Here is a 21,158-nt window from a genome sequence, read left to right on the forward strand (position 1 = left end):
CTCCTGTTCTGGAATTGCGCTTCAACAGCCGCAATCCTTCAAAACAGAAGCATCATCCGCATCCCCGGGCACCAAATGCCGCGTCAGCGGCTTCGTTCAATCCCCACAGACCTTAGCGCATCGGACGAGAAGTCGGATCCAATGAATTCTGCACCTCAGGGATCCTGGGCCATCTCAGAGTCGCCGGCGGTGCGTCCACTTATAGGTCCGACGCTCTAGTGTATCGGTTAGGGTAGGTCTTAGCCAAATCCACAAATGTTCGGAAATTGAAATATAGTAGCAACAACCAGTGCCGGAGGGTAGATTCGAACCCCCAAGGTAGCCTGGCCCCACGTGAGTTCGCACGAGTCTCTACAAATGTGCAAACAAGTCTCCACCTCACTCCCATCTCATGGAACGGAAATGGCTTTGCCCCGCCTAGAGAAGACCGACCATTTAGGCCGCGCAAGGGTGCTATTTTCGCTTATTGGCGAGAACAGATACAGGATTCTCTCTGTGGTAAGCCTGCTTAAAAGCGCGGTTTTTCCGAGAGACAGGCAAGAGACCTGTTTCACCGAGGATGAATGGTGCCGGTGGAGAGGATCGAACTCCCGACCTTCGGTTTACAAAACCGCTGCACTACCGCTGTGCTACACCGGCTGGCGTCATGCGTGCTCAGGTAGCAGTCCGCGAAGCGGGACGCAAGTTCCACACAAATGTAAATATTAAGTGTCCCAGCACGCCGAAACCAACTCCTGAATATGGAATTGTCAGGAAAACATGATCAAGGAGTTGGTGTTATGAAGGCCTTAGGGGCTTCTGCTGGGAAAAAGATCTCGCTGCTCGGTGGCTTCAAGGTTCTCGCTGTTCTGGCAATTGCTGTGGGGTTCGGTTTCGCCGCCGAGCGCACGGATGCCGCTCATATGGGGCATGGCGTGGCAGCCAAGCCTGCCACGGAGGCAGCGACGTCGGTCGTTGCAAAGGACGTCGAGACTACGTCCTCGATCGAGACGAAATCCGCAAACGACGTGTCTTGCGACATCTCCCGCAAGCGTCTCTTCGTGGAAGGCGAAGGTTGGATCGTTCGCCGCGTGACGACCTGTTATTGAGCTTCAGCTTCACCTGAAGCGAAATGAAAAGCCCCGCCTCACGGCGGGGCTTTCCTGTTGGAGCCGTTTGAAAGCTTAGCGCTTCGCGCCGACGCCCTCGAAGGTCATGATATCCCGGTCCTTGGTCTCCGGTACGAAGAGGAGGCCGACCACGAAGGTCACCAGGGCGATCACGATCGGATACCAGAGGCCATAGTAGATATCGCCGGTGGCTGCCACCATCGCGAAGGCCGTCGGAGGCAGAAGACCGCCGAACCAGCCATTGGCGATGTGGTAGGGCAGGGACATCGCGGTATAGCGGATACGGGTGGGGAAGAACTCCACCAGAGCCGCCGCGATCGGGCCGTACACCATCGTCACGTAGATCACGAAGATCGTCAGGATGCCGATGGCCTTGAGAGCCTGTGCGTTGCCGAGGGCGTCGAAGAAGCCGCCGACCTTCAGGATGCTCGGGTCGCCTGCCTTCGGATAGCCCGCTTCAGCCGCGGCATTCGTGAATGCCGTGATGTTGGCCGGAATCGCAGGGGCAAGAGGGGCTTCCTTGCCGTTGAAAGTTACCTTCACGGGCGAGCCGGCCGCCGCCGGAACGAGCTCGTACTTGATGGCGGCACGGGCGAGAGACACGCGAGCCACGTCGCAAGGCGACGTGAAGGTGCGGATGCCCACCGGATCGAACACCGAGCCGCATGTGGCGGGATCGGCCACGACCTGAACCTTCCCGGTCTCGAGCGCCTGGGCCAGCTTCGGGCTGGCGACGTTCGTGAGAGCACCAAAGAGCGGGAAGTAGGTGATCGCCGCGATCAGGCAGCCGCCGAGAATCACCGGCTTGCGGCCGATCTTGTCGGACAGGGCGCCGAACACGATGAAGCCGCCCGTACCGAGGATGAGCGACCAGGCGATCAGCACGTTCGAGGTGAGCAGATCGACCTTGAGGATGCTCTGGAGGAAGAACAGGGCGTAGAACTGACCCGTGTACCACACCACGGCCTGACCGATGGCGAGACCGATGAGGGCGATGAGCACCATCTTCACGTTGGCCCATTGTCCGAACGCTTCCTTCAACGGAGCCTTCGACTGCGTTCCCTCTTCCTTCATCTTCTTGAAGGCTGGGGATTCCTGCATCTGGAGACGAATCCAGACCGAGATGCCGAGCAGGACCACCGAGAGGAGGAACGGAATGCGCCAGCCGGCAATCGGCCAGCCTTCACCGGTCTGGAATCCGGCCTCACCCATCCAGGTGCGGAGGACAAGGATGACAGCCAGAGACAGCAGCAGACCGACTGTAGCCGTGGTCTGGATGAAGCTGGTGTAGAAACCGCGACGGCCCACAGGGGCGTGCTCGGCCACGTAGACCGCGGCGCCGCCGTACTCGCCGCCGAGCGCTAGGCCCTGAAGCATGCGCAAGGCAATCAGGACCACGGGCGCGACCCAGCCGATCTGATTGTAGCTGGGCAGAAGACCCACGAAGAAGGTCGAGAAGCCCATGATCAGGATCGTCACGAGGAAGGTGTATTTCCGGCCGACGAGATCGCCGATACGGCCGAAGAAGATGGCGCCGAAGGGGCGGACCAAGAAGCCCGCCGCGAAGGCCAGGAGCGCGAAGACGTTACGGGTCGTCACGTCGAAGGCGGAGAAGAACTGCGCGCCGATGATCGTGGCGAGAGAGCCGTAGAGATAGAAATCGTACCATTCGAAGACGGTACCGAGAGAGGAGGCCAGAATGACCTTCTTCTCCTCCCGCGTCATCGGCCGCGCTGCGGCAGCCGAATGCGGCGTGGTTGCTGCTGTTGCCATAAGGGTTCCCTTCCATTCATTGCCCGGTGATCCGGGTTCTGAGCCGCAAGCCATGCGGTGCAGGCCTGGGCCGCGGCATCGTGACTGCGCATGGCAGCCAAGAATCCAACGAATGGGAGGCTAACTCCGGCCTTTCTTTCCACAATTCACAATTGGTATTTGCGACTTCCGTCTAAGAAGCCGCATGCCCAAAGAAAATAGCGAGCGTCAGCAAATGTTTAGCCGCAACGACCGGTTTACTTTCGAATGCTTCTAGAAGCTCCTTTAACCACAGCATAAAGGCATATCGCAGCGGCATTGGAGACGTTCAGACTCTTGATGGCTCCAGGCATGTCGAGCCGGCCGATCACGTCGCAGCATTCGCGCGTCCTCTGACGCAGCCCTTTGCCTTCCGATCCCAATACGAGAACGACCGGCAGGTTGATTTCGACTTCGTCCAGGTTGGCCTCACCGGAGGAATCGAGCCCGATTCGTTGAAAACCCCGTTCTCCAAGCGCCGTCAATGTGTCGCCGAGATTGCGTACGATCATGAAAGGCACATGTTCGAGGCCGCCGGACGCCGATTTGGCGAGGACGCCCGTGGCGGCTGGGCTGTGCCGGGCCGTCGTGATGATGGCCTCGACGTCGAAAGCGGCCGCTGTACGGACGATGGCGCCGACATTGTGGGGATCGGTGATCTGATCGAGGGCCAAGACCACACGCTTGCCGCTTAAGGTGTCGACGGATGGGGAGCGCAGCGGATCGGCCTCGACGTAAAGTCCCTGGTGTACGGCGTCCGGTTCCAGGAGGCGGCTGATCTCGTCCGGGCGAACGATCTCAGGTTCGATAGGCAAGGGGGCTTCCAGCTCCTCGCTCAGCCGTTTGGCAGAATTCTCCGTGGCCAGGAGGCGGCGAATCGTCCTTTTGCCGTTCCGGATGGCCTCAACAACGGGATGCCAGCCATAGAGAATGGTGGTGTCGATCTCGAAATTCGGCCGTCTGGCCTGAGGATCGCGACGGCCGGATTTCCCATGGGGGCGCTGAAACCTGGGCTTGCGGGACTGGAAGGGGCGGTCGCTCATGTTCTTTGGATCTCGTGTGCTGACGGGAGGGGCCATAGCACAGAGCGAGCCCATTCACGACCCATCCGATTTCAATGCGCTTTGAGGTTGACACCGGCCATGCAGGTCACCATAAGAGCGCCACGGAACGCTTAGCCAACGGCTGGCGCTCTGCAGAACAGCCTCGGCGTTTTGCGTTCGGGTTGGGTCTTTTGGGGGAATGTCCCGAGCGGCAAAGGGGGCGGACTGTAAATCCGCTGGCTATGCCTTCGTAGGTTCGAGTCCTACTTCCCCCACCACCCAATCAGATGGCATGCGGGTGTAGCTCAATGGTAGAGCAGCAGCCTTCCAAGCTGAATACGAGGGTTCGATTCCCTTCACCCGCTCCACCTCTCTAATCCCACAAGTCTCCCCTACAGATCTTTATCGGCACCGGCGGTTTTTAATGTTCATGAGATGCATCGTTGTAGCGTTTATGTGCGCATTCTTGGGCGGCTGTCTTTCCGTTCCCCCGCATAACCTGGGTGTCGAAGATCTTAGCCGGTACAGAATTGCCGACGTCGCTGTGGAAGGGACTGAGGCTATCCGGTCGTGGCCGACGGAGGAGGGGCGTTTTGTTCAATCAGGTGCCGTCGATGCATCAATAGCCGACCGGATCAGGGCTGAGCCTGCCGCGAACTTTCCGCAGTTGGCGGTGCATTTCAAGCAGGTGCTGACGGCCAGGGTGAAAGATGAATTCACCGGCTTGACCGCCCAGATCTTTGCCGGACGTCAGCCGGCCACGGCCGTGGCCGGCTGAAGACGTTCGATATCCCGTCGGCGGCGCGTCGGGTCTTTGTCGACAACACGGCTAAGATCCAGGCCGATATCGACATCCTCGACAAGACGACGGGGCGGCTTATCTTGCGATACGAAGGACGCTTGGAAACGAAACCGCTGATCGGCGGCGTGGCGACCGGTATCGCGCTGGCGTTCGAAAGGTCGGATCTTGGTTATTCAATGATCACAGATTATCTATCCGCCTATCGAAACTGGCTCTTGCGTAACTGAGCAAAGAGCCCTATTGGGCGGCACGAGTTTGCCGTTCAGGTATCAAAGCGTGTCGAGGATCTAAGGACATGGCGAAGGAAAAGTTTGAGCGCACAAAGCCGCACTGCAACATTGGGACGATTGGTCACGTGGACCATGGCAAGACGTCTCTGACGGCGGCGATCACGAAGGTTCTGGCGGAGTCGGGCGGGGCGACGTTCACGGCCTATGACCAGATCGACAAGGCGCCGGAAGAGAAGGCGCGCGGCATCACGATCTCGACCGCGCACGTGGAGTACGAGACGACGAACCGGCACTATGCCCACGTCGACTGCCCCGGCCACGCCGACTACGTGAAGAACATGATCACCGGCGCGGCGCAGATGGACGGCGCGATCCTGGTGGTGTCGTCGGCCGACGGCCCGATGCCGCAGACCCGCGAGCACATCCTGTTGGCGCGTCAGGTCGGCGTGCCGGCCCTGGTGGTGTTCATGAACAAGGTCGACATGGTCGACGACGCCGAGCTGCTCGATCTGGTCGAGCTCGAGGTGCGCGAGCTTTTGTCGAAGTACGACTTCCCGGGCGACGACATTCCGATCGTGAAGGGCTCGGCGCTGTGCGCGCTGGAGGACCGGTCGCCGGAGATCGGTCGCGAGCGCGTGCTCGAGCTGATGGCCGAGGTCGACCGCTACATCCCGCAGCCGGAGCGTCCGATCGACCAGCCGTTCCTGATGCCGATCGAGGACGTGTTCTCGATCTCGGGCCGCGGCACGGTGGTGACGGGTCGCGTCGAGCGCGGCATCGTGAAGGTCGGCGAGGAAGTGGAGATCGTGGGTCTGCGCGACACGCAGAAGACCACGGTGACCGGCGTCGAGATGTTCCGCAAGCTGCTCGACCAGGGCCAGGCGGGCGACAACGTGGGCGTGCTGCTGCGCGGCACGAAGCGCGAGGACGTGGAGCGCGGCCAGGTGCTGTGCAAGCCGGGCTCGATCAAGCCGCACACCAAGTTCAAGGCCGAGGCCTACATCCTGACCAAGGAAGAGGGTGGCCGTCACACGCCGTTCTTCGGCAACTACCGGCCGCAGTTCTACTTCCGCACGACGGACGTGACCGGGGTGGTGAAGCTGCCTGAGGGCACCGAGATGGTGATGCCGGGCGACAACATCACGATGGAAGTCGAGCTGATTGCGCCGATCGCCATGGAAGAGAAGCTGCGCTTCGCCATCCGCGAAGGCGGCCGTACCGTCGGCGCCGGCGTCGTCGCCGCCGTGATGGATTAATTTGAGAGGATCAAAGGACAGCGGCCGGGTTTCGGCTCGGTCGCTTCCCTTGTTGAATGGATAAGCCATGAACGGTCAAAACATTCGTATTCGCCTTAAGGCGTTCGACCACAGGATCCTCGACGCTTCGACACGCGAAATCGTGTCGACCGCGAAGCGGACCGGCGCTCAGGTGCGCGGACCCATCCCGCTGCCGACGCGCATCGAGCGCTTTACGGTGCTTCGCTCGCCGCACATCGACAAGAAGTCGCGCGAGCAGTTCGAGATGCGCACTCACAAGCGTGTTCTCGATATCGTGGACCCCACCCCGCAGACGGTTGATGCTCTGATGAAGCTCGATCTCGCTGCTGGTGTGGACGTGGAAATCAAGCTCTAAGCCTCGGGCTTGGAGCCTTCGGTAGACACGCCGAGAGGATACGCACATGCGCTCAGGCGTCATTGCACAGAAAGTCGGGATGACCCGCATCTTCACGGATGCAGGCGAGCATGTCCCGGTCACGGTTCTGAAGGTCGACAGCTGCCAAGTCGTCGCCCACCGGACCAAGGAAAAGAACGGCTACACCGCGCTGCAGGTCGGCGTCGGCAAGGCCAAGGTGAAGAACGTTTCGAAGGCCGAGCGCGGAAGTTTCGCCGTTGCCCAGGTCGAGCCGAAGCGCAAGCTCGCGGAGTTCCGCGTCTCCGAGGATGCTGTCATCCCGGTCGGCGCCGAGATCACCGCTGATCACTTCATTGCCGGTCAGTTCGTGGATGTCACGGGCATCACGACCGGTAAGGGCTTCGCCGGCGGCATGAAGCGCTGGAACTTCGGCGGACTGCGCGCCACGCACGGCGTGTCGGTCTCCCACCGCTCGATCGGTTCGACCGGTGGCCGCCAGGATCCGGGCAAGACGTTCAAGAACAAGAAGATGCCGGGTCACCTGGGTGTCGAGCGCGTCACCACGCAGAACCTGCGTGTCGTGTCGACCGACGTCGAGCGCGGTCTGATCCTCGTCGAAGGCGCCGTTCCCGGCGTGGCCGGCGGCTGGATCTTCGTCCGCGATGCGGTGAAGCGCAAGCTGCCGAAGGAAGTGCCGATGCCCGGCGCGTTCCGCACCGGCAACGAGGCTGCGCCCGCCGCCCAGGCTGAGCAGGCCCAAGAGGAGAATGCGTGATGAAACTTGATGTCACCACGCTCGAAGGCGCCAAGGCCGGTTCCGTGGATCTCAACGAGGCCATTTTCGGTCTTGAGCCGCGCGCCGATCTGCTCGCCCGTTGCGTCCGCTGGCAGCTCGCGAAGCGCCAGGCCGGCACGCACGCCGTCAAGAATCGTTCGGACATCGACCGGACGACGAAGAAGGTCTACAAGCAGAAGGGGACCGGCAGCGCCCGTCACGGCGCCGCGAGCGCTCCCCAGTTCCGGGGCGGCGGTCGTGCCTTCGGCCCGCAGGTCCGCAGCCATGCTCACGACCTGCCCAAGAAGGTTCGCGCTCTTGCTCTGAAGCATGCGCTCTCGTCCAAGGCCAAGGGCGCTTCGCTCGTCGTGATCGACGACGTGAAGCTCGCCGAGCCGAAGACGAAGGCTCTCGTCGAGCGCTTCGGCAAGCTCGGCCTCGGCAACGCCCTGATCATCGGCGGCGCCGAGATCGAGACGAACTTCCAGCGGGCTGCTCGCAACATCCCGAACATCGACGTCCTGCCGGTGCAGGGCATCAACGTCTATGACATCCTGCGTCGCGAGAAGCTCGTTCTCACGAAGTCGGCTGTCGATGCGCTGGAGGCGCGCTTCAAATGAGCCTGGACCCGCGCCATTACGATGTGATCGTAAGCCCGGTCATCACCGAGAAGGCCACGACCCTGTCCGAACAGAACAAGGTCGTCTTCAAGGTGCGGCTGGATGCGACGAAGCCGCAGATCAAGGAAGCGGTTGAGAAGCTGTTCGATGTCAAGGTGAAGAGCGTCAACACGCTTGTCACCAAGGGCAAAGTGAAGATGTTCCGCGGCACCCGCGGCCAGCGGTCGGACGTGAAGAAGGCGGTCGTAACCCTCGCAGAGGGCCAGACCATCGACGTCACGACGGGCCTCTGATCGGTTGAGAGAGTGATCCGATGGCTTTGAAAACATTCAAACCAATCACCCCCGGCCTGCGCCAGCTGGTGATCGTCGACCGCAGCGAGCTTTACAAGGGCAAGCCGGTCAAGAAGCTGACGGAGGGCAAGAGCTCCTCCGGCGGCCGTAACAACCTGGGTCGCGTGACCGTCCGCTTCCGTGGCGGTGGTCACAAGCGCACCCTCCGTCTGGTCGACTTCAAGCGTCGTAGCCGTCTGGGCGATGTGGCGACCGTGGAGCGGATCGAGTACGATCCCAACCGCACCGCCTTCATCGCGCTCATCGGTTACGCCGACGGCGAGCAGTCCTACATCCTAGCCCCGCAGCGTCTGGCTGTCGGCGATCAGGTGTCGGCTGGCGAGCAGGTCGACATTAAGCCGGGTAACGCGATGCCGATCGGCAACATGCCGGTGGGAACGATCATCCACAATGTCGAGCTGAAGATCGGCAAGGGCGGCGCACTCGCCCGCTCCGCCGGCACCTACGCTCAGATCGTGGGTCGTGACCAGGGCTACGTGACGATCCGCCTGAACTCCGGCGAGCAGCGTCTGGTCCATGGCCTGTGCTTCGCCAGCGTTGGTGCGGTATCGAACCCGGACCACATGAACACCTCGATCGGTAAGGCTGGTCGTAACCGTTGGCTCGGCAAGCGCCCGCATAACCGCGGTGTCGCCATGAACCCGATCGACCACCCGCACGGTGGTGGTGAGGGCCGTACCTCCGGTGGTCGCCATCCGGTGTCCCCGTGGGGCGTACCGACCAAGGGAAAGAAAACCCGTTCGAACAAGCGGACCGACAAGTTCATCGTGTCGAGCCGTCACGCTCGGAAGAAGTAAGGATAGAGGCACGTCATGGCACGTTCGCTTTGGAAGGGTCCGTTCGTCGACGGCTACCTCCTCAAGAAGGCCGAGGCTGCCCGTTCCTCGGGCCGCAACGAGGTTATCAAGATCTGGAGCCGCCGCTCCACGATCCTCCCGCAGTTCGTGGGCCTCACTTTCGGGGTCTACAACGGTCAGAAGCACATTCCCGTCTCCGTGAACGAGGAAATGGTGGGTCACAAGTTCGGCGAGTTCTCGCCGACCCGCACCTTCCACGGCCACGCGGCGGACAAGAAGGCGAAGAGGAAGTAAGATGGGTAAGGCCGCGACTCCTCGCGCACTGAGCGACACAGAGGCTCAAGCCGTCGCTCGCATGCTGCGCGTCAGCCCCCAGAAGCTCAATCTCGTTGCGGCCCTTATCCGCGGCAAGAAGGTTTCTGCGGCTCTCGCCGATCTCGAGTTCTCCCGCAAGCGCATCGCTCGCGACGTGAAGAAGTGCCTCGAGAGCGCCATTGCCAACGCCGAGAACAACCACAATCTCGATGTGGACGATCTCGTCGTCAGCCAGGCTTTCGTCGGCAAGGCGCTCGTCATGAAGCGCTTCCACGCCCGGGCCCGTGGCCGGGGTGCTCGTATCATGAAGCCGTTCTCGAACCTCACGATCGTGGTTCGGGAAGTTGCCGAACAGGCATAAAGGAGAACCAGATGGGTCAGAAAGTTAACCCGATCGGTCTTCGGCTCGGCATCAACCGGACCTGGGACTCGCGCTGGTTCGCCGGCAAGGGCGAGTACGCCAAGCTGATGCACGAGGACATGGCGATCCGCGAAGCTCTCATGAAGCAGCTGAAGCAGGCCGCCGTCTCGAAGATCGTCATCGAGCGTCCGCACAAGAAGTGCCGCGTCACCATTCACTCGGGTCGTCCGGGCGTGGTGATCGGCAAGAAAGGTGCTGACATCGAGAAGCTGCGCAAGCTCGTCGCCAAGATGACGGACGCAGACGTCGCCATCAACATCGTCGAAGTCCGCAAGCCGGAAGTCGACGCGACGCTGGTGGCCGACTCGATCGCTCAGCAGCTCGAGCGCCGCGTCGCTTTCCGCCGCGCCATGAAGCGCGCCGTTCAGTCGGCGATGCGTCTGGGCGCCGAGGGCATCCGTATCAACTGCTCGGGCCGTCTGGGTGGCGCTGAAATCGCTCGCCTCGAATGGTACCGCGAGGGCCGCGTTCCGCTGCACACCCTGCGTGCGGATGTGGATTACGGCACGTCCACGGCCTTCACGACCTACGGCACCTGCGGCATCAAGGTCTGGATCTTCAAGGGCGAAATCCTTGAGCACGATCCGATGGCCCAGGACAAGCGGATGAACGACGAAGGAGGCCGCTCCGGTGGCCGTCGCGAGCACGCGGCGTAACCGAGAGGTCAGGAGAGGTTTGTTGCCATGTTGCAACCGAAGAAAACCAAGTTCCGTAAGCAGTTCAAGGGCCGTATTTCCGGCACCGCGAAGGGCGGCACGGACCTCAACTTCGGCCAGTTCGGCCTGAAGGCGATGGAACCCGAGCGCATCAACGCTCGTCAGATCGAAGCGGCTCGCCGCGCCATCACCCGCGCCATGAAGCGCGCGGGCCGTGTGTGGATCCGGATCTTCCCGGACGTGCCGGTGTCGTCGAAGCCGACCGAAGTGCGTATGGGTAAGGGTAAGGGCGCTCCCGAATTCTGGGCGGCCAAGGTGAAGCCTGGTCGTATCATGTTCGAGATCGACGGCGTGTCCGAGGACATCGCTCGCGAGGCCCTGCGCCTCGGCGCTGCGAAGCTCCCGATCAAGACGCGCTTCATTCAGCGCATTGCCGAGTAAGGAGGGGATCATGAAGTCTAAGCAGAGAGCCTCTGACCTCAACGCGATGTCGAAGGACCAGCTGTCGGATGAGCTGCTGAACCTGAAGAAGGAGCAGTTCAACCTCCGCTTCCAGCGCGCCACCGGCCAACTCGAGAACACCGGACGCGTCCGTGAAGTCCGCAGGGACATCGCCCGCGTCAAGACGCTGCAGCGCCAGAAGTCGGCCGCGGCGAAGGCTTAAGAGGGATTCAAGATGCCAAAGCGCGTTTTGCAGGGCGTCGTTGTCAGCGACAAGCAGGACAAGACGGTCGTCGTGAAGGTAGAGCGCCGTTTCACGCACCCGGTCATGAAGAAGACCGTGCGTAAGACGAAGAACTACCACGCTCATGACGAGAACAACACAGCCAAGGTGGGCGACACGGTCTTCATCGAAGAGACCAAGCCGCTCTCCAAACTCAAGACCTGGGTGCTCGTCGACCAAGCGAAGGCTTAAAAAGGCCTTCGCTAGGGGTTGTCTTAAAGGGGCGGTTCGTGTATACGGCCGCCTCTCTCGACATTTGAAGGGCAGGGGACATGAGATCCCCGTCAGGCGTAGTCCGGGGGGCAATCCTGCCTTGGCCCGGAAACCTGTCTGAAACAAAGGAAAGGATCAAAGCCATGATCCAGATGCAGACGAATCTTGACGTCGCCGACAATTCCGGCGCCCGTCGCGTGATGTGCATCAAGGTTCTCGGCGGTTCGAAGCGTAAGTACGCTTCCGTGGGCGATATCATCGTCGTATCCGTGAAAGAGGCTATTCCACGCGGTCGCGTGAAGAAGGGCGATGTCATGAAGGCAGTCGTCGTTCGCACCGCGAAGGACATCCGTCGCGCTGACGGCTCGGTCATCCGTTTTGACCGCAATGCCGCCGTTCTGATCAACAATCAGAAAGAGCCGGTCGGCACCCGTATCTTCGGCCCCGTTCCGCGTGAACTGCGTGCCAAGAACCACATGAAAATCATTTCGCTTGCGCCGGAGGTGCTCTAATGGCCGCGAAGATCAAGAAGGGCGATAAGGTCGTCGTCCTGACCGGTCGCGACAAGGGCAAGACCGGTGAAGTCGTGCAGATGCTCCCGAAGGAAGAGCGCGCGGTCGTCCGTGGCGTGAACATCGTGAAGCGTCACCAGCGCCAGACGGCAAACTCCGAGGGTGGCATCATCTCGAAAGAGGCGAGCATCCATCTGTCGAACCTGGCCTACGCGGACCCGAAGGACGGCAAGCCGACCCGGGTTGGTTTCAAAGTTCTCGAAGACGGCCGCAAGGTCCGTTTCGCCAAGCGTTCGGGAGACCTGATCGATGGCTAAGGCTCAGGTGGACGGCTACACGCCGCGGCTGAAGAAGCACTACGAGGAAGTGGTGCGTCCGAAGCTCATTGAAGAATTCGGCTACAAGAACCCCATGGAAGTGCCGACGATCGAGAAGATCGTCCTCAACATGGGTGTTGGCGAATCGACCGCCGACTCGAAGAAGGCTTCGGTCGCTGCTGCCGATCTCGCGCTCATCGCCGGCCAGAAGCCGGTGATCACGAAGGCCCGTAAGGCTATCTCGCAGTTCAAGGTCCGCGAGAACATGCCGATCGGCGCCAAGGTTACGCTGCGCAAGGTTCGTATGTACGAATTCCTTGACCGTCTCGTGACCATCGCTCTCCCGCGCGTCCGCGACTTCCGGGGCCTGAACCCCAAGTCGTTCGACGGCCGCGGCAACTACGCAATGGGTATCAAGGAGCACCTGGTGTTCCCTGAGATCAATTACGATAGGGTCGAGCAGGTTTGGGGCATGGACGTCGTCATCACCACTACGGCGAAGACCGACGAAGAAGCCCGCGCCCTGCTGCGTCACTTCAACTTCCCGTTCCGGCAGTGAGGATAGCTGTCCTCAAACGCGGACACTGGAGATAAAAGCATGGCTAAGAAAAGCGCTATTGAGAAGAACAAGCATCGTCGTGAGCTGGTGAAGAAGTTCGCCGGCCGCCGCGAGCGCCTCCTGGCGGTCGCCAACGACGAGTCGAAGTCCATGGAGGAGCGCTTCGAGGCGCGCCTCAAGCTGGCTGAGCTGCCGCGCAACGCGAGCAAGACCCGTATCCGCAACCGCTGCGAGATCACGGGCCGCCCGCGCGCTTACTACCGCAAGCTCGGCATGTCGCGTATCGCTCTGCGCGAGCTCGGCAACAAGGGCCTGATCCCGGGCCTTGTGAAGTCCAGCTGGTAAGGGGGAGGGCATCATATGATCAACGATCCGTTGGGCGATATGCTCACCCGTATCCGCAACGCGCAGATGCGCCGTCGCGGGTCCGTCTCCACCCCTGGCTCGAAGCTCCGAGCTCGCGTCCTCGAGGTTCTGAAGTCCGAGGGCTACATCCGCGACTACTCGCAGACCGAGTTCGGCAACGGCCGGACCGAGTTCTCGATTGAGCTGAAGTACTATGACGGCCAGCCGGTGATCCGCTCCATCGAGCGCGTCTCCAAGCCGGGCCGCCGCGTGTATGCTTCCGTCGACACCATGCCGCGCGTGGCTGACGGCCTCGGCATCACCATTCTCTCGACGCCCCAGGGCGTGATGGCCGATCACGAGGCCCGGGAGAAGAACGTGGGCGGCGAAGTGCTCTGCAAGGTCTTCTAAGGCCAGGCACCCGCACAGAACCACGGAGATTCGAAAATGTCCCGAGTAGGCAAGAAGCCCGTTCCGGTTCCGTCAGGTGTGACGGCGACCGTTGACGGTCAGATGGTAAAAGTTAAGGGCACGAAGGGCGAGCTTTCGTTCGTCGTTCCCGAAGAAGTGTCGGTTGTTCTTGAAGACGGCGCCGTGTCGGTTAACCCGCGCGACGAGTCCAAGACGGCCCGTGCGAAGTGGGGCATGTCCCGCGCTCAGGTGGCGAACCTGGTCGAAGGCGTGTCCAAGGGCTTCGAGAAGCGTCTTGAAATCAACGGCGTCGGCTACAAGGCCGCTGTCGCTGGCAAGGTGCTGAAGCTGTCGCTGGGCTACAGCCACGACATCGACTACGCGATCCCGGCCGGTGTCACGATCACGACGCCGAAGCCGACCGAAGTCATCGTCGCCGGCATCGACAAGCAGGTCGTTGGTCAGACCGCCGCCGAGATCCGCGAGTATCGCGGTCCGGAGCCCTATAAGGGCAAGGGCGTCAAGTACTCCGACGAGTTCATCTTCCGCAAGGAAGGCAAGAAGAAGTAAGGACGACGTATCATGGCTGAGAAGAAAGGCGCTGAAGATCGCCGCAAGGCTCGTGTGCGCCGTGCGATCAAGAAGGCAGCGAATGGCCGTCCGCGTTTGTCGGTCTTCCGTTCGTCCAAGCAGATCTATGCCCAGGTTATCGATGACGTGCGCGGCCACACGGTCGCCTCGGCTTCGACCCTCGAGGCTGACGTGAAGGGAAAGCTCAAGACCGGCGCCACTATCGATGCGGCGAAGGAAGTGGGCAAGCTCGTTGCCGAGCGCGCGGCGAAGGCCGGCGTGAAGCAGGTCATCTTCGACCGCTCGGGCTACCTCTATCACGGACGCGTTAAGGCTCTGGCCGACGCTGCTCGTGAAGGCGGTCTGGATTTCTAACGGCGGGTATAATCCAAGTAACCCTTAGCGAGCGGGCCCGCCGCCCGCGCAAGTGAGAGGTCTCATGGCTAGAGAACCAAGAGAACGTGCTGATCGCGAAGAGCGCGACAGCGAATTCGTGGACCGCCTGGTCCACATCAACCGCGTCGCCAAAGTCGTGAAGGGCGGCCGTCGCTTCGGCTTCGCTGCTCTCGTCGTCGTCGGCGACCAGAAGGGCCGCGTCGGCTTCGGCCACGGCAAGGCCCGCGAAGTGCCGGAAGCGATCCGCAAGGCCACGGACGCTGCCAAGCGCTCCATGATCCGCGTTGCTCTCCGCGAGGGCCGTACGCTTCATCACGACGTCAACGGCCGCCATGGCGCCGGCAAGGTCGTGCTGCGTGCCGCTCCCCAGGGTACCGGCATCATCGCCGGCGGCCCGATGCGCGCCGTCTTCGAAGTGGTGGGCATGCAGGACGTCGTTGCGAAGTCGCTCGGCTCCTCGAACCCCTACAACCTTGTCCGCGCGACTTTCGACGCGCTCAAGAACGAGGACAGCCCCCGTTCGGTCGCTGCTCGCCGTGGCCTGAAGGTCTCGACGCTGCAGGCTCGCCGCCGTGACGCCGATACCAGCGAAGCCGCTGGCGCTGAAGCGTAAGGGAGGCTGTAACCATGGCAAAGAAGCCTGCTGCTGCAGCATCCACCGTCACCGTTGAGCAGATCGGCTCGCCGATCCGCCGTGAGGCCAAGCAGCGCCAGACGCTGATCGGTCTCAAGCTCAACAAGCTTCACCGTACTTCGACCTTGGAAGACACGCCTGCGGTTCGCGGCATGATCGAAAAGGTCAAGCACCTCGTGCGCGTTGTCGACGGGCAGTGAGGAGAACGTCATGAAACTCAACGAAATTCGTGACAACGAAGGTTCCACCAAGAACCGTATGCGCGTCGGCCGTGGTATCGGCTCCGGCAAGGGCAAGACCGGTGGCCGCGGCGTGAAGGGACAGAAGTCCCGTACCGGCGTTTCCATCAAGGGCTTCGAAGGCGGTCAGATGCCTCTGCATCGCCGTCTGCCGAAGCGCGGCTTCAACAAGCCGAACGCGATCGACCTCAACGAGGTCAATGTCGGCCGCATCCAGCAGGCGATCGAAGCCGGCAAGCTCGACAAGAGCGCTGCGGTGACAGTCGAGTCATTGGTGGCCGCCGGTGTGGTCTCCAAGCCGCGCGACGGCGTGAAGATCCTTGGCGTCGGCGAGCTCAAGGCTAAGCTTTCCTTCCAGGTTCATGGCGCGTCCAAGTCGGCCGTCGAAGCGATCGAGAAGGCTGGTGGCTCGGTTACCCTCCTGGGTGCCGTTGCGCAGGCGTGAGCCCGCGCCCACATTGACTAAGATCCAAGCGGCGGCCCGCGTCTGATCGCGTGGCCGCCGTTTGCGTGATGATCGTCACGTACCAGGTATTTCGGGGACACCACTATGGCCTCAGCAGCCGAGCAACTTGCGGCAAACATCAATTTCGGCGCCATCGCCAAGGCCGATGAGCTGAAGAAGCGCATCTGGTTTACCCTAGGCGCCCTCATCGTCTACCGTCTCGGCACCTATATCCCGCTGCCCGGTATCAACCCGGAGGCCCTGGCTCAGAGCTTCCAGAACGCCAGCGGCGGCGTGCTCGGCCTCTTCAACATGTTCTCGGGCGGCGCCGTGGAGCGCATGGCGATCTTCGCCCTGAACATCATGCCGTATATCTCGGCATCGATCATCGTTCAGCTTCTCACCTCCGTTCTGCCCTCCCTCGAGGCGCTCAAGAAGGAAGGCGAGGCGGGTCGCAAGATCCTGAACCAGTACACCCGCTATCTCACGGTGTTCCTGGCTGTCTTTCAGTCCTGGGGTATCGCCGTCGGCCTGCAGAGTTCTGGTACCATCGTGCAGGCGCCCGGGCCGTTCTTCCTGATCTCGACCGTGATCACGCTGACTGGCGGCACCATGTTCCTGATGTGGCTCGGCGAGCAGATCACCTCTCGCGGCATCGGCAACGGCACCTCGCTGATCATCTTCGCCGGCATCGTGGCCAACCTGCCGTCGGCCATCGCCGGTACCCTCGAACTTGGCCGTCAGGGCGCTATCTCGACGGGGCTGATCCTTGGCGTGATCGTGATGGCGATCGCCATCATCTACTTCGTCGTGTTCATGGAGCGCGCCCAGCGCCGTCTGCTGATCAACTATCCGAAGCGCCAGGTCGGCAACCGGATGTATGAGGGTCAGACCTCGTTCCTGCCGCTCAAGCTGAACACCTCGGGCGTGATCCCGCCGATCTTCGCGTCGTCGCTGCTTCTGCTGCCGGCCACTATCGCGAGCTTCCAGACCGGCACGGACGGCACTGGCTTCATCTCCATGCTCACGACCTATCTGGGTCATGGGCGTCCAGCCTATATGTTCCTGTATGCGGCGTTGATCGTGTTCTTCGCCTTCTTCTACACGGCCATCGTCTTCAATCCTACGGAGACGGCGGACAATCTGAAGAAGCAGGGCGGCTTCATTCCGGGCATCCGTCCCGGCGAGCGCACGGCCGATTTCATCGATCAGGTGCTGACCCGCATCACCGTGTTGGGCGCCGCCTACCTGGTGATTATCTGCCTGATTCCCGAACTGCTGGTGTCCTATGCGGCTTTGCCATTCTACTTTGGCGGCACTTCGCTTCTGATCGTGGTGTCTGTTACCATGGACACGGTCGCGCAGGTGCATGGCCATCTGTTGGCTCACCAGTACGAGGGCCTCGTCAAGAAGGCGAAGCTCAAGGGCGCGCGCAGACGCTAATTTGAACAACTCGCCGAAGGCGAGCAGATTCGACGAAGTGGGGGGGACGTCGATGAGGATCATCCTGCTGGGGCCGCCGGGGGCCGGAAAAGGCACTCAGGCTGTTCGTCTGGTGGAAAGGCTGGGGATTCCCCAGCTTTCGACCGGCGATATGCTCCGCGCAGCCGTGGCTGCCGGTACGACGGTCGGCCTCAAGGCCAAGGAAGTCATGGACCGGGGCGACCTAGTGTCCGACGATATCGTGGTCGGCATCATCGCCGACCGAATCGAAGAGGCAGATGCCAAGGGCGGCTTTATTCTCGACGGTTTCCCCCGGACGGTGGCACAGGCCGAAGCCTTCGACGCAATGCTTGCCGACAAGGGCCTCAAGCTCGATGCCGTCATCGAGTTCAAGGTGAACGAAGCCGAGTTGGTCGACCGGATCGTCAAGCGGGCCAAGGATACTGAGGCGCGTGGGGAACCGGTCCGCAAGGACGACAACCCGGACGTGTTCAAGACCCGGCTCGATGCCTACCGGAAGCAGACGGCCCCGCTCTCGGCCTATTACGAGGGCAAGGGCATGCTGAAGACCGCCGATGGCATGAAGCCCATCGACGAGGTAACCGAGGCGGTCAAAGAGATTCTTGGACGGTAACGGCGCGAAGGGCAGCTCAACTGCGCCTTACCCCTCTCCTTCAAATCGTTTATCGTCTCCTATCAGCAGGTCTCGTGCATTTTTCGGTACGGGAAAACCATAACCGGATCCTGGTTTTTCAAAGTAAAGCCTGCCGGATTTGTGATAATCACTGAAGTAGAGCCGGGCGCCGATCATCTGGAGTGTTAGAATAATTGCCTGGAATTTATCGACGCCATAAGTCGTGCTCTCTTCTACGCCATTAGGCCAGCTAATCGTGAAGCGGCACCACCATTGTTTGCCGCTTCCCTCCGGAGCATAAAGTTTGACTGGGACACTTATGACCGTCCCTGACTGAGTGACATAGTCAAGTTCACGTTCTGCAATGATCATTGCGATGCTCAATAGTTAAGCGGCGGGATTGGGTGACCTTTCTCGCAGGCGATCCAGCGGACTGCCGCTTGAGAGTAGCAACTCCTCAGACTTACCATGTTGCAGTGAAATATATCGCGGTCGTATTGCTCCTTGCATCCTGCAAGAGTTCGTCGCGTCGCTAAGGCAATCCAGCCGGCCCGGTCATTGATCTTGAGGCGCTCGGTTTGTGGAGCGACCTCTTGATCGCGATGATGAACCGTATTGCTGCCACTGCCACCAGTGTTTGCCCATTGACCGCCGTTAGACGATCCAGCAGGAACATGAGGTTGGTTTGGATCGTAACGATGCTCAAGGATATATCTGATGCGAGCATCGAGAAGCTGTTGGCGAACCGATATAAGCCTGGTTCTTATTTGAAGTAATTTTCTTCTAGAAGTTAGCGACTTAGTCATAATCCAAAGCCTTCAGTCAATTATTCGATGATATATCGTGTTGAGAATATTGTCAAGAACATACCGGGAACATATCCTCTCAATATCTCGACATTGGCTTTTTATTTTGGTGGGGTAGAGATGCCTTACGGTTGGATCGCCGCTTGCGTGGAAACGGTGTTGACGTAGCGCCAAAAAGCGGCTATGTGCCTCCACTTGCAAAAGAAGGCGCTCGGCTCGGAGGGCTTCGTGAGAAGTCACTCGGGTCGTTTTGTTTTGCATAAGCCCGCGCAGGGGCCGGCCTCCACCGGACGCGCGATAATTAAAACCCGAAGCAATTGCTTCTTACATGGAGACGGACGATGGCCCGTATTGCAGGCGTCAACATCCCGACCGCCAAGCGCGTTGTGATCGCGCTTCAGTATATCCACGGCATTGGACCCAAGAAGGCCCAAGAGATCATCGAGAAGGTCAACATCCCGGCCGAGCGCCGCGTGAACCAGCTGACCGACGCCGAAGTTCTGGCCATCCGCGAGACGATCGACCGCGACTACATCGTCGAAGGCGACCTGCGCCGCGAGGTGTCCATGAACATCAAGCGCCTGATGGATCTTGCTGCTTACCGTGGCCTGCGCCACCGCCGTAGCCTCCCGGTCCGCGGCCAGCGCACCCACACGAACGCTCGTACCCGCAAGGGTAAGTCGAAGCCGATCGCCGGCAAGAAGAAGTAATTTTTGGGCCACCCCTGGCGGGTGGCCCTTTCTCCCGAGCGCCTGGAACGACGGGCGCGCTTGAAGGATCTTTGGAATGGCTAAAGAAGCTACCCGCGTCCGCCGCCGCGAACGCAAGAACATCGTTTCCGGCGTGGCGCATGTGAACGCCTCGTTCAACAACACCATGATCACCATCACCGACGCCCAGGGCAACACGATCTCCTGGTCCTCGGCTGGCGCAATGGGTTTCAAGGGTTCGCGTAAGTCGACCCCGTATGCGGCTCAGATCGCCGCTGAAGATGCGGCCCGCAAGGCTGCCGAGCACGGCATGCGTACCCTCGAGGTCGAGGTGTCCGGCCCCGGCTCCGGCCGTGAGTCTGCTCTGCGTGCTCTCCAGTCGGCCGGCTTCACCGTCACCTCGATCCGTGACGTGACGCCGATCCCGCACAATGGCTGCCGCCCGCGCAAGCGTCGCCGCGTCTAAGGTTATCCGGCGCGTGGGTCCAAAGCCCGCGCGCGTTCCGGTTTAAAGGGTTGGCCGCAAGCCTCCCTTCAAGGCGTACCTCATGAGGTGTGGTTGTGATCCAAAAGAACTGGCAAGAGCTGATTAAGCCGAACAAGCTTGAGGTTGCCCCCGGCGACGATCCGAAGCGTATTGCGACGGTCGTGGCCGAGCCGCTCGAGCGTGGCTTCGGCACGACGCTCGGCAACTCGCTGCGCCGGGTCCTCCTGTCGTCGCTCCAGGGCGCGGCAGTGACGGCGATCCATATCGACGGTGTACTGCACGAGTTCTCGTCCATCCCGGGCGTCCGTGAGGACGTGACCGACATCGTCCTCAACGTGAAGACGATCGCCATCAAGATGCAGGGCGAGGGCGCGAAGCGCATGACGCTCCGCAAGACCGGCCCTGGCGCCGTCACCGCTGGCGACATCAACACGGTCGGCGACGTGCAGATCCTGAACCCCGAGCTCGTGCTCTGCACCCTCGACGAGGGCGCCGAGATCCGCATGGAGTTCACGGTCGATACCGGCAAGGGCTATGTTCCCGCCGAGCGCAACCGCACCGAGGACGCCCCGATCGGCCTCATCCCGGTCGACTCGCTCTACAGCCCGGTAAAGAAGGTCTCTTATCGCATCGAGAACACCCGCGAAGGCCAGATTCTCGACTACGACAAGCTGATCATGACGGTCGAGACCAATGGCGCCGTGACGCCTGAGGATGCCGTGGCCTATGCCGCCCGCATCCTGCAGGACCAGCTCCAGGTCTTCGTCAACTTCGAAGAGCCGCGCAAGGAAGAGGCTGCCGCTGCCGCGCCGCAGCTGCCGTTCAACCCGGCGCTCCTCAAGAAGGTCGACGAGCTTGAGCTGTCGGTCCGTTCGGCGAACTGCCTGAAGAACGACAACATCGTCTATATCGGTGACCTCATCCAGAAGTCAGAGGCGGAAATGCTCCGCACTCCGAACTTCGGCCGCAAGTCGCTCAATGAGATCAAGGAAGTTCTGGCCGGCATGGGCCTGCACCTCGGCATGGATGTGCCGGGCTGGCCGCCGGAGAACATCGAAGACCTCGCGAAGCGCTTCGAAGAGCACTACTAAGATTTTCGAAGCCGCTTGTCAGGAATGAGGAGCGGCTTCGATCAAGCCCCGCCGGAAACCGGCGGTAATCAAGAGAGA

General features: G+C 61.1%; 33 protein-coding genes and 3 tRNA genes. 32 read left to right on the plus strand and 4 right to left on the minus strand.

What is annotated here, in order from left to right; genetic code table 11:
- Positions 1–564: 564 nt before the first annotated feature.
- A tRNA-Thr gene (locus ACS5Q1_RS16790) sits at positions 565–639 on the minus strand.
- A gap of 140 nt (positions 640–779) precedes the next feature.
- On the opposite strand from ACS5Q1_RS16790, the gene ACS5Q1_RS16795 reads away from it, so the two are divergent.
- Positions 780–1,088, plus strand: a complete 309-nt coding sequence (locus ACS5Q1_RS16795; protein WP_473099282.1) for a hypothetical protein — start codon at positions 780–782, stop codon at positions 1,086–1,088.
- A gap of 75 nt (positions 1,089–1,163) precedes the next feature.
- On the opposite strand, the gene ACS5Q1_RS16800 is transcribed toward ACS5Q1_RS16795, so the two are convergent.
- Positions 1,164–2,882, minus strand: a complete 1,719-nt coding sequence (locus ACS5Q1_RS16800; RefSeq protein ID WP_473099283.1) for an MFS transporter — start codon at positions 2,880–2,882, stop codon at positions 1,164–1,166.
- Positions 2,883–3,118: 236 nt separating this feature from the next.
- Complete coding sequence (locus tag ACS5Q1_RS16805) at positions 3,119–3,943, minus strand: TrmH family RNA methyltransferase (RefSeq protein WP_203443390.1); 825 nt, start codon at positions 3,941–3,943, stop codon at positions 3,119–3,121.
- Between the two features lie 193 nt (positions 3,944–4,136).
- On the opposite strand from ACS5Q1_RS16805, the gene ACS5Q1_RS16810 reads away from it, so the two are divergent.
- The 28 genes from ACS5Q1_RS16810 (at position 4,137) to ACS5Q1_RS16945 (ending at position 17,986) form a co-directional block, all read left to right on the plus strand.
- Positions 4,137–4,221: transfer RNA gene (locus ACS5Q1_RS16810), tRNA-Tyr, on the plus strand.
- Between the two features lie 16 nt (positions 4,222–4,237).
- A tRNA-Gly gene (locus tag ACS5Q1_RS16815) sits at positions 4,238–4,311 on the plus strand.
- Between the two features lie 98 nt (positions 4,312–4,409).
- On the plus strand, positions 4,410–4,721 hold the full coding sequence (locus tag ACS5Q1_RS16820) for a hypothetical protein (RefSeq protein ID WP_473099284.1): 312 nt from the start codon (positions 4,410–4,412) through the stop codon (positions 4,719–4,721).
- A 122-nt stretch (positions 4,722–4,843) separates the two neighbouring features.
- On the plus strand, positions 4,844–4,972 hold the full coding sequence (locus tag ACS5Q1_RS16825; RefSeq protein ID WP_473099285.1) for a hypothetical protein: 129 nt from the start codon (positions 4,844–4,846) through the stop codon (positions 4,970–4,972).
- 68 nt (positions 4,973–5,040) lie between these two features.
- On the plus strand, positions 5,041–6,231 hold the full coding sequence (gene tuf, locus ACS5Q1_RS16830) for an elongation factor Tu (RefSeq protein ID WP_203443392.1): 1,191 nt from the start codon (positions 5,041–5,043) through the stop codon (positions 6,229–6,231).
- A gap of 67 nt (positions 6,232–6,298) precedes the next feature.
- The gene (gene rpsJ / locus ACS5Q1_RS16835; RefSeq protein ID WP_009764298.1) at positions 6,299–6,607 is read left to right on the plus strand and encodes a 30S ribosomal protein S10; all 309 of its coding nucleotides are present in this window, start codon (positions 6,299–6,301) and stop codon (positions 6,605–6,607) included.
- A gap of 46 nt (positions 6,608–6,653) precedes the next feature.
- The gene (gene rplC / locus ACS5Q1_RS16840) at positions 6,654–7,382 is read left to right on the plus strand and encodes a 50S ribosomal protein L3 (RefSeq protein ID WP_262273001.1); all 729 of its coding nucleotides are present in this window, start codon (positions 6,654–6,656) and stop codon (positions 7,380–7,382) included.
- Positions 7,382–8,002, plus strand: coding sequence for a 50S ribosomal protein L4 (gene rplD / locus ACS5Q1_RS16845; protein WP_473099286.1), 621 nt, complete (start codon positions 7,382–7,384; stop codon positions 8,000–8,002). Before rplC ends, rplD begins: the two co-directional genes overlap by 1 nt.
- Positions 7,999–8,295 (plus strand): 50S ribosomal protein L23, encoded by a 297-nt coding sequence (locus ACS5Q1_RS16850; RefSeq protein ID WP_036358344.1) that lies wholly within the window; start codon positions 7,999–8,001, stop codon positions 8,293–8,295. The genes rplD and ACS5Q1_RS16850 overlap by 4 nt, the downstream gene beginning before the upstream one ends.
- Before the next feature lie 20 nt (positions 8,296–8,315).
- Complete coding sequence (gene rplB, locus ACS5Q1_RS16855; RefSeq protein ID WP_473099287.1) at positions 8,316–9,152, plus strand: 50S ribosomal protein L2; 837 nt, start codon at positions 8,316–8,318, stop codon at positions 9,150–9,152.
- Positions 9,153–9,167: 15 nt separating this feature from the next.
- Positions 9,168–9,446, plus strand: a complete 279-nt coding sequence (gene rpsS, locus ACS5Q1_RS16860; RefSeq protein WP_009764303.1) for a 30S ribosomal protein S19 — start codon at positions 9,168–9,170, stop codon at positions 9,444–9,446.
- Position 9,447: 1 nt separating this feature from the next.
- Complete coding sequence (gene rplV / locus ACS5Q1_RS16865; RefSeq protein ID WP_152712967.1) at positions 9,448–9,828, plus strand: 50S ribosomal protein L22; 381 nt, start codon at positions 9,448–9,450, stop codon at positions 9,826–9,828.
- Between the two features lie 11 nt (positions 9,829–9,839).
- Complete coding sequence (gene rpsC / locus ACS5Q1_RS16870) at positions 9,840–10,544, plus strand: 30S ribosomal protein S3 (RefSeq protein ID WP_473099288.1); 705 nt, start codon at positions 9,840–9,842, stop codon at positions 10,542–10,544.
- Between the two features lie 27 nt (positions 10,545–10,571).
- Positions 10,572–10,985 (plus strand): 50S ribosomal protein L16, encoded by a 414-nt coding sequence (gene rplP, locus ACS5Q1_RS16875; RefSeq protein WP_203443402.1) that lies wholly within the window; start codon positions 10,572–10,574, stop codon positions 10,983–10,985.
- Positions 10,986–10,995: 10 nt separating this feature from the next.
- Positions 10,996–11,208: a 50S ribosomal protein L29 gene (gene rpmC / locus ACS5Q1_RS16880; RefSeq protein ID WP_203443403.1), complete on the plus strand. Its 213-nt coding sequence runs from the start codon at positions 10,996–10,998 to the stop codon at positions 11,206–11,208.
- A gap of 12 nt (positions 11,209–11,220) precedes the next feature.
- Positions 11,221–11,460: a 30S ribosomal protein S17 gene (gene rpsQ, locus ACS5Q1_RS16885; protein ID WP_099511396.1), complete on the plus strand. Its 240-nt coding sequence runs from the start codon at positions 11,221–11,223 to the stop codon at positions 11,458–11,460.
- Positions 11,461–11,624: 164 nt separating this feature from the next.
- Entirely contained in the window at positions 11,625–11,993 is a 369-nt protein-coding gene (rplN, locus tag ACS5Q1_RS16890; protein WP_009764309.1) for a 50S ribosomal protein L14, read from the plus strand.
- A complete protein-coding gene (gene rplX, locus ACS5Q1_RS16895) occupies positions 11,993–12,310 on the plus strand; it encodes a 50S ribosomal protein L24 (protein ID WP_203443404.1) in 318 nt (105 codons plus the stop codon). The genes rplN and rplX overlap by 1 nt, the downstream gene beginning before the upstream one ends.
- Positions 12,303–12,869: a 50S ribosomal protein L5 gene (rplE, locus tag ACS5Q1_RS16900; protein WP_173945697.1), complete on the plus strand. Its 567-nt coding sequence runs from the start codon at positions 12,303–12,305 to the stop codon at positions 12,867–12,869. Before rplX ends, rplE begins: the two co-directional genes overlap by 8 nt.
- Positions 12,870–12,908: 39 nt before the next feature.
- Positions 12,909–13,214, plus strand: a complete 306-nt coding sequence (rpsN, locus tag ACS5Q1_RS16905; protein WP_036358373.1) for a 30S ribosomal protein S14 — start codon at positions 12,909–12,911, stop codon at positions 13,212–13,214.
- Positions 13,215–13,229: 15 nt separating this feature from the next.
- The gene (rpsH, locus tag ACS5Q1_RS16910; protein ID WP_173945696.1) at positions 13,230–13,625 is read left to right on the plus strand and encodes a 30S ribosomal protein S8; all 396 of its coding nucleotides are present in this window, start codon (positions 13,230–13,232) and stop codon (positions 13,623–13,625) included.
- Positions 13,626–13,661: 36 nt separating this feature from the next.
- Positions 13,662–14,195 (plus strand): 50S ribosomal protein L6, encoded by a 534-nt coding sequence (rplF, locus tag ACS5Q1_RS16915; protein ID WP_473099289.1) that lies wholly within the window; start codon positions 13,662–13,664, stop codon positions 14,193–14,195.
- A gap of 12 nt (positions 14,196–14,207) precedes the next feature.
- The gene (gene rplR, locus ACS5Q1_RS16920) at positions 14,208–14,570 is read left to right on the plus strand and encodes a 50S ribosomal protein L18 (protein ID WP_203443406.1); all 363 of its coding nucleotides are present in this window, start codon (positions 14,208–14,210) and stop codon (positions 14,568–14,570) included.
- Positions 14,571–14,634: 64 nt separating this feature from the next.
- The gene (gene rpsE, locus ACS5Q1_RS16925; RefSeq protein ID WP_099511403.1) at positions 14,635–15,204 is read left to right on the plus strand and encodes a 30S ribosomal protein S5; all 570 of its coding nucleotides are present in this window, start codon (positions 14,635–14,637) and stop codon (positions 15,202–15,204) included.
- Positions 15,205–15,218: 14 nt separating this feature from the next.
- Complete coding sequence (rpmD, locus tag ACS5Q1_RS16930) at positions 15,219–15,425, plus strand: 50S ribosomal protein L30 (protein ID WP_199047545.1); 207 nt, start codon at positions 15,219–15,221, stop codon at positions 15,423–15,425.
- Between the two features lie 10 nt (positions 15,426–15,435).
- Entirely contained in the window at positions 15,436–15,909 is a 474-nt protein-coding gene (rplO, locus tag ACS5Q1_RS16935; protein ID WP_473099290.1) for a 50S ribosomal protein L15, read from the plus strand.
- A 105-nt stretch (positions 15,910–16,014) separates the two neighbouring features.
- Positions 16,015–17,352, plus strand: coding sequence for a preprotein translocase subunit SecY (gene secY / locus ACS5Q1_RS16940; RefSeq protein ID WP_203443408.1), 1,338 nt, complete (start codon positions 16,015–16,017; stop codon positions 17,350–17,352).
- Positions 17,353–17,404: 52 nt separating this feature from the next.
- Positions 17,405–17,986: an adenylate kinase gene (locus ACS5Q1_RS16945; RefSeq protein WP_473099291.1), complete on the plus strand. Its 582-nt coding sequence runs from the start codon at positions 17,405–17,407 to the stop codon at positions 17,984–17,986.
- A 27-nt stretch (positions 17,987–18,013) separates the two neighbouring features.
- Here the strand turns inward: ACS5Q1_RS16945 and ACS5Q1_RS16950 are convergent, their stop codons facing one another.
- Positions 18,014–18,358, minus strand: coding sequence for a DUF6968 family protein (locus ACS5Q1_RS16950; RefSeq protein ID WP_473099292.1), 345 nt, complete (start codon positions 18,356–18,358; stop codon positions 18,014–18,016).
- Positions 18,359–19,133: 775 nt separating this feature from the next.
- Here ACS5Q1_RS16950 and rpsM point away from each other — a divergent pair.
- The 3 genes from rpsM (at position 19,134) to ACS5Q1_RS16965 (ending at position 21,080) form a co-directional block, all read left to right on the plus strand.
- Entirely contained in the window at positions 19,134–19,502 is a 369-nt protein-coding gene (gene rpsM / locus ACS5Q1_RS16955) for a 30S ribosomal protein S13 (protein ID WP_473099293.1), read from the plus strand.
- Positions 19,503–19,578: 76 nt separating this feature from the next.
- Complete coding sequence (gene rpsK, locus ACS5Q1_RS16960; RefSeq protein ID WP_009764323.1) at positions 19,579–19,968, plus strand: 30S ribosomal protein S11; 390 nt, start codon at positions 19,579–19,581, stop codon at positions 19,966–19,968.
- 89 nt (positions 19,969–20,057) lie between these two features.
- Entirely contained in the window at positions 20,058–21,080 is a 1,023-nt protein-coding gene (locus tag ACS5Q1_RS16965; protein WP_170316116.1) for a DNA-directed RNA polymerase subunit alpha, read from the plus strand.
- Positions 21,081–21,158: the final 78 nt, after the last annotated feature.

The organism is Microvirga sp. GN3, from assembly GCF_055792825.1.